Below are 14181 nucleotides of genomic sequence, written 5' to 3'. Positions count from 1 at the left end.
ACAATGATAGCCACACATGCTATCCCCGCTAAATCTAAATTAGCATCCTTGTATTAAGAAAATTGAACGGGCTTGTAAACTTTTATTAAAATTCAAGGTGATAACACTCACGGTTAGCTTCATAATAATACCTCAATCAATATGCAATAAAAAATCCATGGCTTTGCTAAATGCTTCTTGTTCTGATTCTGCATCATATCTGGAGGAATATGGATCACTGAATCCATGTTTCCCTTTAAATTTATGTACTTTAATTTTCTTTTTTTCTAAAGCTAATAGTAACTCATCAACATTAAAAGACTGCTCTTCTTGTGGAAAGAATAGCATTATGGGACACTGGGGTGTTAACTCTAAATAGTCCCTGATCCTTGAGCCGTAGTATCCCACTATACCATCAACACAATCTCCCTCACTGCACAGCCAGGCAACAGTTGCACCTATACTAAATCCAATGATATATATTTTTTCGTATTCATCTTTAACATCCAATAATAGATCTTTTATTTTTTGGGCAGCTCTGTCGAAACCTGCATGTTCCATAAAATGGCGATAAGCGGCTTCCTCATGAGAATATTCAAAAGGTATCTCTCGCTCTAATAAATGGGGGCATGTCACATCAAAACCCTGCTTTGATAATAATTCGCAAAAACTCTTTATATGTTGATTAATTCCATAGATTTCGTGGATTACGAGGATTAAAGAATTAGAATTACTCTGTCTTATCATGATTATGACCCTTTTTCTCCATATTTCTTCTCCCATTCACCGATCCATTTTTACACCTTATTCCATAAGAAAAATTATTCTATATTTAAATGTTTTATTCCTTCACATCTAACACCCCTATTAATCAGAAAAGCCGCCTATACGGCAGCTAGACTTTAAAAATGCACCATTATGAAATTAAACAAAAGCTTCATATTCAGCTTTAAGGTTATTGATGATCGTCTGAACAGGCAGTATTTCTTTAATTTCATGGACTCTTGCCCCCGCAAATACAAGGCCATTCTCGCAGTCCCCATCCATGGAAGTTATCAAGGAATCCATTGTACAAAAGCGATAAGAGCAGTTTTTCAGGCAATCGATACAGTTCTTTATTTTCACCTTTTTATTGTCAGCTATCTGCTCTGTAAAGTGGTTCTTAATGGCACGGCCTTCCAGCCCTACGGTGGTTTTCACCATGACGATATCTTCCTGTTTGGCCCGGACGTACTTTTCTTTAAAAGATAATGGTGCATCACATTCGCGGCTTGCAACAAATCTTGTTCCCATCTGAACACCCGAGGCACCGATACGAATGGCATGAGCGATATCTCTTCCTGTCATGATTCCTCCAGCAGCAATGACAGGAATCTTAACTGCTTCCACGACTTCCTGTAAAATATTGAATAGTGGTCTTTTGGTCCCTAAATGTCCTCCCGCTTCATTGCCCTCTACAACAACGGCAGAAGCACCAAGCCGTTCTGACATTTTGGCGAGCCTTGCAGATGACACAATCGAGATGACCGGTATACCAGATTCTCTGCCCCAGCTGTACATATCTCTTGATATTCCAGCACCTGAAATAATGAAATCAACCTTTTCCTCAATAGCTGTTTTCATTTTTTCAGCAAAATCATTCATGGCAAAAAGAACATTCACCCCAATATAGCCCTCACCCTTGATAGATGCCTTAGCCTTTCTTATATGCAATCTTAAATCTTCGATGCTAATTCCTGTTCCAGAAATAGTTCCAATCCCCCCGGCATTCGCAACAGCTGACGACAGACCACTTAAAGAAATACCTACGCCCATACCACCTTGCATGATTGGAAATTCAGGCTTCATATGACCAATTCTTAATTGCGGAAATCTCAAAAGAATACCCCATTTCATCGTCGAATTATTTCTTCTCCATTATTGTGTGAATGGGGTTAATTGAATAGTGATAAATATAATACCTGATACTAAAATCAGGTGGTAATTTAGCGATCGTCACACAAAGTTCAAGAAAGAACAAAGATGGGGGCTTAATTCTTTTTATCGTATAACTGATATACCAGAAATCATCACAACCTATCTTTTTCTTTTGCAGTTACTATACTATAAGAAATATTGAGTTTATCCCAAACCCAAGCATGAAAGATTTCGTCTAATTCTTTTTCCAAGGCCATATCATCCAGACTCGCTTCAAGGCCTAATTTCTCAAAAGTGAATGTCTCTGTCGCCTTAGCCCCCTCATACCGGGCACTGCTAAATGAGAAAGTAACTGTTCTGCCCATCGTGTTTCCCCCTATATTAAATCATCAAGTATTCTTTTTATCAGCACTTACTCGCATGAAAAGCTTTTACCTGCGTTTTTGAAATATAAAAGCAATAGGTAAGCTAATCCTAAGAAAGTAATAATGAAAAATACTTTAACTATAGAAAATTGCTCTATTAAAAGGGCGTGCGTTGAACGATCCGATGAGAAGATAGACCACCAGCTTGGTTCGGGAAATAGAAAAGATACTATAACCCAGGTGCAAAATAACACTAGAAACCAATGGAATCTCATAAATTCTCCCTCTTACACAGTTAATCCAAAAACTAATTCAAAATCCTTACACCATTAGGATCCACTAATGGGTTTGATGAGAAATCCTTTATAACAGCTTCCCTGATTGTAACTGTCTCACCAATTATTGACTTAATAGAATTGACAGGCTTCCCAAACAAAATGGAAAGGTCACCTTCTAACCCTTTTTTCATTATTTCTAATCTTAATTCCCCTATTTTTATGTTATCAGTCACCGAATCTACTAAATCTTTGTTTGTCTGAAGTTCGATCCTAAAAGAATAAGGGGTTGTAATAAACGTTCTTCGTTCCCCCCTATCAACATTCCAATTCAAATTAACTGCATTTTGACATATAAACTCTTGTTCTTTTTCATTTACCCAAAAGCCTATATGGTCAAATATACTCTTCTTTCCATATCCAAAAGTGACATTTATGCACCCTTTTCTTGCTTCAATTATCCGAAAAAGGATATCTTTTTCCCGAAAGTCATCCCATACCAATGGAGGATCAAAGTTCTGGAAATCCCCCTGGTATTTTCCGATACGCTGATATATCCGAAATCCATTATTTGTATAAAACCTCTCTGTCTCTTCTACATGCGGAGTCCAAAAATGATAATGAAAAAGCACCGAAGTCACCTCTTTATTAAGCTCACTCCCTTACATATTCAATACAAAAGAAAATATTTCCTTTATAGGAGGTTCCCTGACTTTTCACGGTGTGCTGAAACAGGTTTTCCAAGATGGATAGTTAATGATTCAAAGGTGGTATGGATTCTGCTTGTTCATTTTTCATGGAAATATGAAGCTCTTTCTTAGAGTTGATGGAGGCAAAAAATATATCCCCGAACATAGAGACGCCCATTCTGGCCAATTCCCGTTCAAGCCAGGCTCTATCCAAGCCCAACTGATTAAGGACCGTGGTGTAAACTTCTCCTTCAACGACTACTGGAAAGGCAATTTGATCGGAGTGTTCAGTAATTTTTAAATCTCCCAGGGTAACAGGCATCATTGAAGGTTTCAATTGAACACTTAGCATACCGCTCCCTTCCAGTACTCCCAATTCTACATTTTGGACATCGAAAATATTTTTCTCCCTCAGCATTTGAAGAATGTTGTCGATTGAATAATTAGTCCGCTTTAAATTGGCACGAAGCAATTTACCCTTATTAATTACAATCACCGGTTCGAAAGTAATCATTTTTCCAATCTTTCTGTTCGATATTTTTACTTTCCCAATGATTCGCTGAAAGACGCCTATGGCAATAATGGCAAAGCCTGTTTCCAGATGCCTGATAGACGGATCTGCTATATCCGCCCCAGCCACTGCACCCAGTGTAAGAATCACCAGGTAGTCGAAGATTGGAAGCTCCCCAATCGAACGTCTCCCCATATAAAGAGTAATAAAAAGAAATAGAGGCAGAATGGTAATAATTCTTCCTAAAATAAGAAGACAATGATAAAAAAATTCTCCCATATTTTACTCCTCCCGTTGGTTGGTTGGTTGTTCTTATCTTTTCGGTCTCAGGTGGAGATTATACGGCAGATAGGCGCATTCGAAAGGAAGTTGACCACTGCAGCATAACTTTATAAAATGAAATCATCCCAAATTGGAGGTTTTTTGTTTGTTGAACTTATGTTTAGAGCTGGAGGAGTAACACGTTCTTCATGGCTGCATGCATGAGAAAGTGCCATTTATATCGAACTATATAAATAAGAACGGGAGATTATAAATGGATATTTTAATTCGGCAGGAATTCCCTGCAGACTATCATTCGACGGAAGAAATGATCAGAGAAGCTTTTTTAAATGAAGAATACAGCGACAAGACAGAACATTTCCTTGTTAAAAGGATTAGAAATTCAGATGCTTTTATTCCGGAGCTTTCTTTAGTAGCTTTAACTCAGGCTAAGGAGGTTGTGGGTCACATACTTTTATCAAAAATCACCATAGCTGATGGCGAGAAGGCTGCAGATTCTCTGGCACTTGCCCCCGTTTCGGTTGCTCCCGGTTATCAAGGAAAAGGCATCGGCAGTCAATTGATTCGTTCTGCACTTAACAAGGCAAAAGAGGGCGGATTTCAATCCGTAATCGTTCTAGGTCATAAAGATTACTATCCAAAGTTCGGCTTTAAGCCAGCCAGCCTTTGGAATATCCAGGCCCCGTTTGAAGTTCCTGACGAAGTGTTCATGGCTCTGGAATTGACGGAGAATGCTCTTGAAAAAGCTGCCGGTGTTGTCCATTATTCAAAAGCTTTTTCAGAATAAGAGGCCTGGATGAAAAAAAGAGCAGCCGATCCACATACTGGATCTTCAGCTCTTGTACCTATTTGTTGATAAAGACATTGCAATGGACTTATTCTGTAAGTTCCCAAGCAGGATTCCAAACTACTTCCCACAAATGTCCATCTGGGTCTTGGAAGTATCCAGAATATCCACCCCAAAAGGTGTCGTGAGCTTGAACCGCAATAACAGCCCCTGCACTCTCAGCCTGTTTCATTACCGTATCTACCTCTTCTTTACTCCCAACATTATGCCCAATCGTAAATTCAGTTGGGCTAATCGCTGTCTGGTTCATGCTTGTATCATGAGCAATATCTTTACGTTTCCAAAGTGCCAGTTTTAACCCTGATTGCAAATCAAAAAACGCCACAGCACCATGCTCGAATTCTCTCCCTACTATCCCCTGTGTTGGAAGTCCAAGACCCTTTTCATAGAAATGTAAGGACCTTTCTAGATCATCTACACCTAATGTAATAACTGAAATCCGCGGTTTCATATAAGACCTCCAATAAACTCGTATAAAATAAAACTTTCAAATCTTTGCGAAGAAAAGATCATAAAGCATAATCATTCCTTTATATCGTAAATCAATTGATCGAATAACTCCCCATCCACATAAAGCAAAATGGCCCATTCTCCCTTTTTAGGAATTTTAACAGATGATGGTGTATGCGCATCTGCCCCGTTGTTTGGACCGTAAGCATGGATGGTCCATCCCATTCCATTCGTTAAAATTTGATGGACAGTTTGCGATTCTTTATGAAATCCAACAATCGTCAGATCTGCATCTTCAACTCCCCAAAGATGCCACATCCACTTTTGGCCGTTTAGACTTGGCATGCCAGCGCCTATCACACCGGACTTGTTTTCATTTCCGATAATGCCCCTGTCACCGAACTCCACAGCTTTTCTCTCCCAATCAATAGTGTCAAAATCGCTCTCTTGAACAAAATCTGGTATGTCCTCTGGGAAAGTAATAGGGGCGTCTTTTGCTTTTTCAGCCACACTGACAACTACATCCCCATAGGCTTTGCCATCCAGGTACACTTCATACTTCCACAAGCCTTCGTAAGGAACTGTAAATGTGGTTGTAAAACGCTGCAAACTTGGGTAGCCGGATGATGGTTCTGTTATTTCTTGATGAGGCAAAACTTGTATTCTTTCACCAGTTTCTTTATGAAGGGCAGAAATGGAAAGTTCTTTTCCTTTATAAGTATCAAAAGGCTCTGCGAAACTAAAAATATAGCCATAAGGCGTTCCTGCTTTCAGATTAGGATCGGGTAATATGCTAAATTTTATATTTTGATTCACCTTATATTCATGCCGTATTTCCCATTCATTATTCATGCCTCCATTTATCTTTTCGGGATCGTTCCTGACAAAAAACTCGGTTGAAACGAAGAAGGCCAAGAGACAGATGGCAAAAGTGGAAATAGTGAATATAACGAATTTATTGGGTTTGGCTGGCTTCACTATTCTATCTGTATGGACTGCTTTTCTAATATTCATTTTTTGAAATTCCGTAAAGTGGCCACCTTTGTGAGTCGTCGAGTCCATCGCCCTCCGCAGCTGCTTAAGCTTGCTCTCCATTATATCCCCACCTCTCCATCATTTTTTTCAGCTTCATCCTGCCTCTGCTCAATCTCGTTTTGATCGTATTGTGGTTCACGCCTAATATTCCTTGGATCTCTTCAATTGAGCATTCTTCATAGTAATAAAGCGTAACGACTTCCCGGTACTTCACAGGCAAAGACAATACACACAAGGAAAGAAATTCTTCCTCGCTGCGCTTCAGCAGATCTTTTTCCGGCGACATTTCCTTAGATGAAAAAAGAGCAAACATGCTTGAATTCATCAACACTTTTCGAAACGCATAACTCTTCAAGACATCCTTTGATTTATTAATAGCCAATCGATAAATCCATGATTTAAAGGAGATCACTTCATCGATTTTGTCATAATTTCTGTAGCACGCGATGAATACATCCTGAACAATATCTTCCGCCAGCTTCCAGTCCTTCACATAGTTATAAGCCAGCTTTGTGAGCCGTTCACCATACTCATCCATAATAAACTCCAGCCAAGCATCACGATTTTCTAATGGGCCTTCATCCCTGACCTTTCTCACACACTTCCCACCCCATTTTCACTTTAATGCTAAGACGAATGAGTTAGATATAGGTTTCATTTTTTCCATATCTTTTAGAAAAAGGGCCCTTACCCTTTTGCGGATAAGTGCCGGTTTCGTTCCTGTCTATAATAACAATTGCCCGTATTTTTCCCGTCCTCATCTAATAACTTCCTTTCATTCTTCCGCCAAATTTCCATATGATAAAACCTTTTTGATTAACAAGGCCGAATAACATGGAGGACTATTCTTTAATGACTGATTTGTATCTTCTCACCTTACCAATCCAATCACTTGCATCCCGCCATTTAACCTTTTTAGCTGAAATCCAAGTAACTTCTCCATTATAGTCATTAGGTGTCCAATCAGAAGTGTCTGCCCAATATAAGGTACCGTCTTTCAGTATTAGGGTGGCATCATAGATGATTGAATCATAATTTTCCGGACTTGGTTTAAGTTGAAAATGTGTTACTTGTTCAAACAATATTTCTATTGCCGACGGATTATTAAATTGTCTATGAAAAAGCATTTGCATTTTGGTATCAAGCCCTAGTCCAACACTCATTGACCGGTTATGATCTACATAACTGTCAGTCCACATCATCAGCTCTTTCAAACAGCTATCGTGGAAATAACCAAATAACTCTAGAAGTCCTTTGATATCATCATTTCCTTTTATTTCAACCCACTCCATATTTGCCTCCTTTAAGACAAATTCATAAATATAAGAAAGGTTCGTCATATTATTTTCAATTCCTTCTTTAGCTCACTGCCCTGTTTATTCAAAAAGAAAAAGCCACCTGGATTGGCAGCTTTCGTTTGCTACTCATTTTTCATCATTGAAGCCAAATAAGCAATTGCAATGAGAACTGCAATGATTGAAGTGATTACAGAATATCGGAAAATAGTAAAAAAGAACTCAGGAAAAGGTGTTATAACACTTGAAGTCATACCATCAACATCAGTTGTGCTTTCTATCCGCTTCATAAAGGCCACTAATAAGAAAAAGGAGACAATAAATGAATATATCCCTGTTTTCACTATTATTTTCTCCATAAAATCCCTCCTAATTTTCCATGACTTACTTTTTCAATTACAGTTACCTGGAAGCAAGGAATCACGAGTTCATAAAATTATTGAAATCCTCCTGAGTCTTTATTTTCTCCCATCAAATAATTTGAGCTCTCTCCTGGTTTTGCATTAGGATTGATTGGGATATGAGGATTATTATTGTTTTTCTTGCGTTTCCAATCAATAAATAAAGCAAATAGTATAATTCCAACAATAAAAATCACTAACCACCACATGGAATCAATCCCCCTTGTTAGAAAGGCCGCCTTTATTGATATACACTTATTTAGCTAAGAAAAGATAAAGAAGCAGCGCAGTCATAATATTTGGCAGACCAATTAAAACGGAGCCGATGCTTGTTCTTTTTCGTTTCTGTCTTTCGTCTGGAGAATCAGGTGCTTCTAGGCCTGCCCTTATTCGGTGGGGGCCAGGTATTGAACCTGACATAAGAACAGACATGGCCATAAAAAATAAGCCAATTGCTCCTGTCACTAAGTAAGCCTTACTTAATTCCCCAAAACCAAATGATAGTAAAACACCAGTTATTGACAAAACCATTCCGATAATTAGATACTTCAAACCAAACCTCCTTTTTCCTAACTATATACGGTTGAAGTCTTTAATTGTTTCAATTTTAATTTTATTCAGTCTTTTTTGCCAAGGACAATATAGACAGTTGCAAATGATAAAACATATGTAACATGCCCGCTTCGGCTCCCTCTGAAAAAAAACTTGACCACATTTGATCAAGTTTATGTCAACACACACCTAGACGATGTTTGTTCAACATTTTATTGGCTTATTCCAGCATACTACGCGACAGTCATCTTTGCATGGTATTTTCTCCTTATGCCAAACAATTTTGCGTCCATCGTTACAGCATTTTTCTTCTTTACGCCAAACTATTCGGTAGCCATTTTTGCATTTTTCATTATGCTTATGCTGGCAAATGGTTTTGCAGTGCTTCTCGAAACATTCTTTCTTTTTGCAGCAGCAATCATGATGGCAAGTATGATGTTTACACTTGTCATATCTGCATCCACAATCATGATGGCAAGCATGATGATTGCATCTGTTCTGTTTATTTCTGCAATCATAATGGCAATCATGGGGTTTGCACTTATCCTGTCTACATCGATCATAATAGTAACCATGATGATCATACTGGTCCTGCATATATCCATCATGATGATAGTAGTCATTCTGATTATAGCTATAACCACTATGATAAATTGTTCTTCCTTCAGAATGCCAAGATGAACTCAACATAATCCACTCCTTTCTTGATAGATTACTATATCTTTATTCAAATTTATTATCTTTGCTTGTGTAATTATCTATTAAACATATTTATTATTTAATGACCAAATACAAATCTGCCCCGTCTGGCCGAAGAAGAAAAAGGAGGTGCTATCCCTACTGGATCTGCAACTCTTTCACTCGTTTAAAATAAGTACAAAGGAGATGGAGGCAACCTGCTCGTTAGTGCCAAAAATTACTTCATATACTTTGCAACCAACAAATAACACCTTTCTCTTGTAAGACTTGCTTGTGTAGCCACATATTCCAATGGCTCCATCGAACCGCCTTTGTATTTCAGAGAAGACTTTTTCGCAGCTTCATCTCTTTGTTGGATCCAGATCCGCTGTTCTTCTCTTAACTGGTCCATCTGCCCTTTATCAAGCTGATCTTCTAGCAGACCATAAATTTTGTTTAATTCCTCATCCCAATTTCTATATCTTTCCGCCTCTTGCTCCACCAATTCTGCCGTGGTTGTTTTGGCTTCTGCGTATCTGTCCGCTTCTTCCATTTTGTTTAGTTTCTTGAGATATTCATCCTTATTACTTTCATGATTTTCATTTTGATTACTGGACTCCACTGACTCTCCATCATTTGAGGCTGCAGATGAATTGTCTGTATTTTCTTGTTCATTGAGCTGTGTGTTGTCACTGCTGCCAGAAGAGTTTTCTTCCTCATTTTCCTCTGAATCTGCAGAATCCCTATCAGTTGAGCCGCCATCTTCATTTTGAGCCGAGCTGTTATTAGCTGGCTGGCTGCTCGATTCTTCAGATGAGTCTCCACAAGCAGCCAGTACACCTGATAATGCTACTGTTATCAGTACCGTCAAAAACTTCTTGTTTTTTTCCATATTCCAACTTCCTTTTTATATTTAGTAACGAAATTTATACTATTAAATTTTTGAACAAATCCTTCAGTATCGAGCATAATTAGATGATCTATGTCTTCGAAAATGATTATTTCTGCCCTCCCTCCTTCTAAATTAATCTTATCATTTTCTTCATAGAAAATTATCCCAATTCCATTATTTTCTGTTTTTCAGCGAAGAAAAAAGAGCTCCGGTTGGGAACTCCTTTTTAAATAGAATTAATATAATCCTCAATCACTTTACGATCTGGAGGGCTTATATTTGAGGGAATATCATGAACATGATAAAAGCGTAAATCATTAACCTCTTCGTTATCGATTGTAAGTTCTCCATCATAGTCGGTGCAGATATAGGAGGCAATGACATTATATACTTCATCACCGTGAGGATATTTATAGTAAAATTCATCTCCTGAATAGATATTAAACAACCGCAGATCATTTGCTGTTAACCCAGTTTCTTCAAGCAGCTCTCTCTTAGCCACCTCTTCCAATGTCTCTCCGGGCTCCAGAGAACCTCCCGCCAATCCCCAGCAGTTATTATCCTTCCTTAATTGTAATAACAGCCTATTATTCTTATCTAAAACGATTACACTCGCTCCAGTAATAACAAGAGGACGGCTTCCAACTATTTTTCTTAACTCCATTACATACCCCATAGTAATCTCCTAAATATAAGATTTCCCTATATAATTCGATATTTGGAAGATAAATCCTTTTGAAAGATATTAATGGGATTTTATGTTAATATGTAGATATATGTTATTTAACTAACAGACAGTTATTAAGATTAATCGAAAGGAGGATTTTATGAACACTCAAAATAAACACACCACAAAAGCAATAGGAATTTCATTGTTAATAACTATATTTGCCTTTTTCAATGTGGATATTCCTAAACCTTATACAGTAATTTATTTACTCTTCGTATCTGTTGCTTCATTCATAAGCATTTATTTAATTTCAATGATTACTGCAAAAGCATACCAAAAGTTTGTTAAGCACATTGGCTGTAATTAAAATCCTTTTAACCTAATGCCATAATTGTGAAGGAATGAGAGCATATTGCTATTCCTCTGCATTTAATTTCCTTGCTTCCCCAGACCAAACAAGTGCTTTTTTCTCCATTTCCTTCACAAATGCCTTTTTTGCTTGGCTATACTCACTTGTGTCATCAAACCTTTTTGCTAATTCTTCCTTGAATTTAGTGTACCTTGCTGCTTCAGCAGGATGGGACCGCAGATAATCTCTAAATATTAGGTGCCGTTCTATTTGGGGGTTATCAAATTGATAGAAATGCAAATGATGAGATCGGTTTTCCCCGCCTTTTCGAAATAATCGTCTTCCTGTAATTCCCCATTCACCAGCAGCCTCATATCCTAGGTTTTTCATTTCTTCATTAAAACTGTCTATCTTTTCGATGTCCTTCACAATAAATATCATATCGATTACAGGCTTTGCCTTCATCCCCTGGACCGCAGTACTGCCAAAATGTTCACATTTTATGATGTCATCTTTAAAGATGGTTTTGAGAAACTGTGCCTCTACTTCATACATTAAAGCCCAATTATCGCTAAATTCCGTAAGCCGAATCTTCATTTGGAGACCTCCATTATAAAACTTACATTGGGTAATTCATCCACAATTAGTTGTTGCTCCAAACCCTTTCAACCACACCCATTCCTGCCCATTAAATTCCATTCTGCATCTATTCTAATTAATTGATTAACTTCAAACCTGCTTTCATATGTAAATCAGCCTCTGTATTTGTTGCTTCCTGGCAGTTTTTTTAATACATTCCAGGCTTTAATGGCCTCTTCTCGATTACTGCCTTTGTTTTTTGGGTCTGCAAAATAATCTCTGGTGAACTGATTATATTAGAATTGAGACCCTATTTGTTTTTTATAAGACGGATTCTTTTTTCTTTCTTCCTCTTCATACCAAGCATGAACCACATCACGATATGTTTTGCCTGCATTTTCTTTAAAATAATTTTGAATATAAGTCGAAAAATGAAATTTAGGGATAATTGATTTGAAGAAGGCTCTTACGGTCTGGCTGCAGCGGTGATTTTCTGTGATGACAGTATCTAAATTTAATTCTGACAAAACATCTTTAGAAGGGGACTTTTTTTTCTTTGCTGGCTTGTTTATATCTCCTGTCTGAAGAAATGCTGCTATTCTATCCGTAATCTCCATTTTAGAGCCAGCAGCACTCATTCCATTCTCTCTGCAAAAAACTTGCAGTTCTTCTTTTAACCAATAATAGCTGAGGAAATCTTTTACTTCCAAATCCTTTCTTAGTTCCGGCCTCAAGTATTCTACCTCCATTTTAAGATAATAATATTATAAAACACATGTTCGTAAATGTAAATTTTACCAATATATTTTGGCGATTCCAATCTTTTTAGATATTCCTATTCTTGCCGCCCAAATGATTTGTGATATAACAAGATTAGAAGACTTTTAGAATGAAGGATGTGTTACAGGTTGAATGAACGTCATCATCTAATACTTTGGTTTATGATCATCCTGGTGCCGATTATTGTCTTTATGAATACGAACAATTGGGAAAATGCATTTCTGACTTTTTTGGGAGAGGTGATTTTCTATCTCGTTTACGGATTGTTTTGGTTTCGCCGTGATCAGAAAAGTCAGGCGGATTCCGAAATCTGGCTGATCAGCAAACTTTCAGATGAGCAATTAGAGGATTTCTCCATCTCTCTATTATCCAAACTTGGTTATATAGTTACAAAACCGATTGATGAGAATCCGGATATAAGTTTTTTACTTGCCTCTCCATCGGGGTATCAAGTGATTGTTAAAGTCAAAAGCCATAAAAGAGAAGTCGGAATACGCCTAGTCCAAAAAACTTTAAGGCAAATGGATATTTTTGATGCTGCTGAATGCTGGGTCATCACAAATGAGCGTTTCACCCGTCAAGCAATTGAATTTGCCGAAGCAAACAATATGCGTTTATATGACAGGCAACAGTTTATAAAATGGATTCTAAAAGCGAAAAAAGGGGAAAAAATACGGGGGCAGCATTCTTGATGTTCAGGAAATTCCTGTATACCTCTACTTTCATGAATGCCTATCTTTCACAAATTAAATATCCCAATTTCACAGTAAGAAATTGGGAATCTATTGTTAATAAGGAATATCTCTATACTATAATTTCAATTCACCTATATGAATCATGTATCGGATGAAACAAGTCTTCCGCTGCATTTCTGACAACTGAAAAATGTTCCACATTGTAATGGCCGTGAAGAGTATCATTATGATGCTTGATAATTTGTTCTGCACTTAAAGCATCGCTGTCCGTTGTTGAATGTCCATCACCTACTAATGTGACATCCAATCCACTAATAGTTGCGGTTCTAACTGCACTGTCTATACAGTGCTGGGTTTTACACCCCATTATAACAACATGCTTGACCTTTTGAGATTTAAGGTGATCCAGCAGTCCTGTTCCATGGAAGGAATTCGTCGCAGCTTTATCAAAGAACTTCGTTTCCGCAGGCACATTAATTTCTTCGTGAACCTGAAATCCTTTGCCTTTCCCTTCAGCAACATCTAAATCCCTAACAAAGACAACTGGAATACTGGATTGCTTTGCCTTTTCGATCACTAAATTGATATTCCCAATAAGCCGCTCTTTATTAAAAACTTTACTTTCTTTTATATTCCCATCAATTAACTCCTGTTGGGCATCAATAATTAATAATGTTTGATTCAAATGATTTTCCCCTTTCAATACCTATAAAGTTATTTGAGATCTGTTCCCCATAGTATTTTCATGCCAATATATTGATTGTCATAATAACATTGTCCGAAAATGTTATCTAAATTTTTAGACATTTTTGATTTTAACATATTAATCAGTACAATAAAATATGTTTAAGTTCCTTATTCGAATGCTTTACTGTGAAACCTGGACGTTCATTCAATCATCTTTAAGAAAAAAGTCCGCCTGAGTGAGGCGGACCTAAAT

The 14181-nt window shown here is 37.5% G+C and carries 20 protein-coding genes and 1 pseudogene; 3 read left to right on the top strand and 18 right to left on the bottom strand.

Annotation, left to right across the window (positions count from 1 at the left end; genetic code table 11):
- Window positions 1-132: 132 nt before the first annotated feature.
- The 5 genes from A361_RS03500 to A361_RS03480 form a co-directional block, all read right to left on the bottom strand.
- Complete coding sequence (locus A361_RS03500; RefSeq protein WP_019379563.1) at window positions 133-762, bottom strand: dienelactone hydrolase family protein; 630 nt, start codon at window positions 760-762, stop codon at window positions 133-135.
- A gap of 141 nt (window positions 763-903) precedes the next feature.
- Entirely contained in the window at window positions 904-1875 is a 972-nt protein-coding gene (locus A361_RS03495; protein WP_026041542.1) for an NAD(P)H-dependent flavin oxidoreductase, read from the bottom strand.
- 173 nt (window positions 1876-2048) lie between these two features.
- Complete coding sequence (locus tag A361_RS03490; RefSeq protein ID WP_019379565.1) at window positions 2049-2261, bottom strand: hypothetical protein; 213 nt, start codon at window positions 2259-2261, stop codon at window positions 2049-2051.
- A 307-nt stretch (window positions 2262-2568) separates the two neighbouring features.
- On the bottom strand, window positions 2569-3168 hold the full coding sequence (locus tag A361_RS03485) for a hypothetical protein (protein WP_019379566.1): 600 nt from the start codon (window positions 3166-3168) through the stop codon (window positions 2569-2571).
- A gap of 121 nt (window positions 3169-3289) precedes the next feature.
- Window positions 3290-4015, bottom strand: coding sequence for a DUF421 domain-containing protein (locus tag A361_RS03480; RefSeq protein ID WP_009335343.1), 726 nt, complete (start codon window positions 4013-4015; stop codon window positions 3290-3292).
- A 256-nt stretch (window positions 4016-4271) separates the two neighbouring features.
- On the opposite strand from A361_RS03480, the gene A361_RS03475 reads away from it, so the two are divergent.
- On the top strand, window positions 4272-4805 hold the full coding sequence (locus tag A361_RS03475) for a GNAT family N-acetyltransferase (protein ID WP_009335344.1): 534 nt from the start codon (window positions 4272-4274) through the stop codon (window positions 4803-4805).
- A gap of 88 nt (window positions 4806-4893) precedes the next feature.
- On the opposite strand, the gene A361_RS03470 is transcribed toward A361_RS03475, so the two are convergent.
- The 10 genes from A361_RS03470 to A361_RS03430 all read right to left on the bottom strand — a co-directional run bounded on the left by A361_RS03470 (window position 4894) and on the right by A361_RS03430 (window position 10844).
- The gene (locus A361_RS03470) at window positions 4894-5316 is read right to left on the bottom strand and encodes a VOC family protein (protein ID WP_009335345.1); all 423 of its coding nucleotides are present in this window, start codon (window positions 5314-5316) and stop codon (window positions 4894-4896) included.
- 71 nt (window positions 5317-5387) lie between these two features.
- On the bottom strand, window positions 5388-6410 hold the full coding sequence (locus A361_RS03465) for a hypothetical protein (protein WP_009335346.1): 1023 nt from the start codon (window positions 6408-6410) through the stop codon (window positions 5388-5390).
- Window positions 6394-6948 carry a sigma-70 family RNA polymerase sigma factor gene (locus A361_RS03460; protein ID WP_009335347.1) on the bottom strand — a complete coding sequence of 185 codons (555 nt, stop codon included), beginning with the start codon at window positions 6946-6948 and terminating at the stop codon, window positions 6394-6396. Before A361_RS03460 ends, A361_RS03465 begins: the two co-directional genes overlap by 17 nt.
- A 244-nt stretch (window positions 6949-7192) precedes the next feature.
- Window positions 7193-7642: a hypothetical protein gene (locus A361_RS03455; RefSeq protein WP_009335348.1), complete on the bottom strand. Its 450-nt coding sequence runs from the start codon at window positions 7640-7642 to the stop codon at window positions 7193-7195.
- A 128-nt stretch (window positions 7643-7770) separates the two neighbouring features.
- Complete coding sequence (locus tag A361_RS03450; RefSeq protein ID WP_019379568.1) at window positions 7771-8004, bottom strand: hypothetical protein; 234 nt, start codon at window positions 8002-8004, stop codon at window positions 7771-7773.
- A gap of 77 nt (window positions 8005-8081) precedes the next feature.
- Window positions 8082-8255 (bottom strand): hypothetical protein, encoded by a 174-nt coding sequence (locus A361_RS30385; protein WP_009335350.1) that lies wholly within the window; start codon window positions 8253-8255, stop codon window positions 8082-8084.
- A gap of 46 nt (window positions 8256-8301) precedes the next feature.
- Window positions 8302-8598 carry a DUF5316 family protein gene (locus A361_RS03445; protein WP_009335351.1) on the bottom strand — a complete coding sequence of 99 codons (297 nt, stop codon included), beginning with the start codon at window positions 8596-8598 and terminating at the stop codon, window positions 8302-8304.
- A gap of 323 nt (window positions 8599-8921) precedes the next feature.
- Complete coding sequence (locus tag A361_RS03440) at window positions 8922-9221, bottom strand: hypothetical protein (RefSeq protein WP_236887970.1); 300 nt, start codon at window positions 9219-9221, stop codon at window positions 8922-8924.
- A 293-nt stretch (window positions 9222-9514) separates the two neighbouring features.
- Complete coding sequence (locus tag A361_RS03435; RefSeq protein WP_019379570.1) at window positions 9515-10168, bottom strand: lysozyme inhibitor LprI family protein; 654 nt, start codon at window positions 10166-10168, stop codon at window positions 9515-9517.
- A 226-nt stretch (window positions 10169-10394) separates the two neighbouring features.
- A complete protein-coding gene (locus A361_RS03430) occupies window positions 10395-10844 on the bottom strand; it encodes an NUDIX hydrolase (protein ID WP_009335354.1) in 450 nt (149 codons plus the stop codon).
- Window positions 10845-10995: 151 nt separating this feature from the next.
- Here A361_RS03430 and A361_RS03425 point away from each other — a divergent pair, with 151 nt between their 5' ends.
- On the top strand, window positions 10996-11205 hold the full coding sequence (locus A361_RS03425; RefSeq protein WP_019379571.1) for a hypothetical protein: 210 nt from the start codon (window positions 10996-10998) through the stop codon (window positions 11203-11205).
- Window positions 11206-11253: 48 nt separating this feature from the next.
- Here the strand turns inward: A361_RS03425 and A361_RS03420 are convergent, their stop codons facing one another.
- Window positions 11254-11784: a GrpB family protein gene (locus A361_RS03420; RefSeq protein ID WP_009335355.1), complete on the bottom strand. Its 531-nt coding sequence runs from the start codon at window positions 11782-11784 to the stop codon at window positions 11254-11256.
- A 155-nt stretch (window positions 11785-11939) separates the two neighbouring features.
- Window positions 11940-12500 (bottom strand): annotated as a pseudogene (locus A361_RS03415) (DUF6434 domain-containing protein).
- A gap of 174 nt (window positions 12501-12674) precedes the next feature.
- Between A361_RS03415 and A361_RS03410 the strand changes: the two are divergent.
- Window positions 12675-13238 carry a restriction endonuclease gene (locus A361_RS03410; protein WP_019379573.1) on the top strand — a complete coding sequence of 188 codons (564 nt, stop codon included), beginning with the start codon at window positions 12675-12677 and terminating at the stop codon, window positions 13236-13238.
- 130 nt (window positions 13239-13368) lie between these two features.
- On the opposite strand, the gene A361_RS03405 is transcribed toward A361_RS03410, so the two are convergent.
- On the bottom strand, window positions 13369-13926 hold the full coding sequence (locus tag A361_RS03405; RefSeq protein WP_009335358.1) for a cysteine hydrolase family protein: 558 nt from the start codon (window positions 13924-13926) through the stop codon (window positions 13369-13371).
- Window positions 13927-14181: the final 255 nt, after the last annotated feature.

The organism is Cytobacillus oceanisediminis 2691 (assembly GCF_000294775.2).
Taxonomy (GTDB): domain Bacteria; phylum Bacillota; class Bacilli; order Bacillales; family Cytobacillaceae; genus Cytobacillus; species Cytobacillus pseudoceanisediminis.
This window is presented reverse-complemented; position numbering and strand designations above follow the sequence as displayed.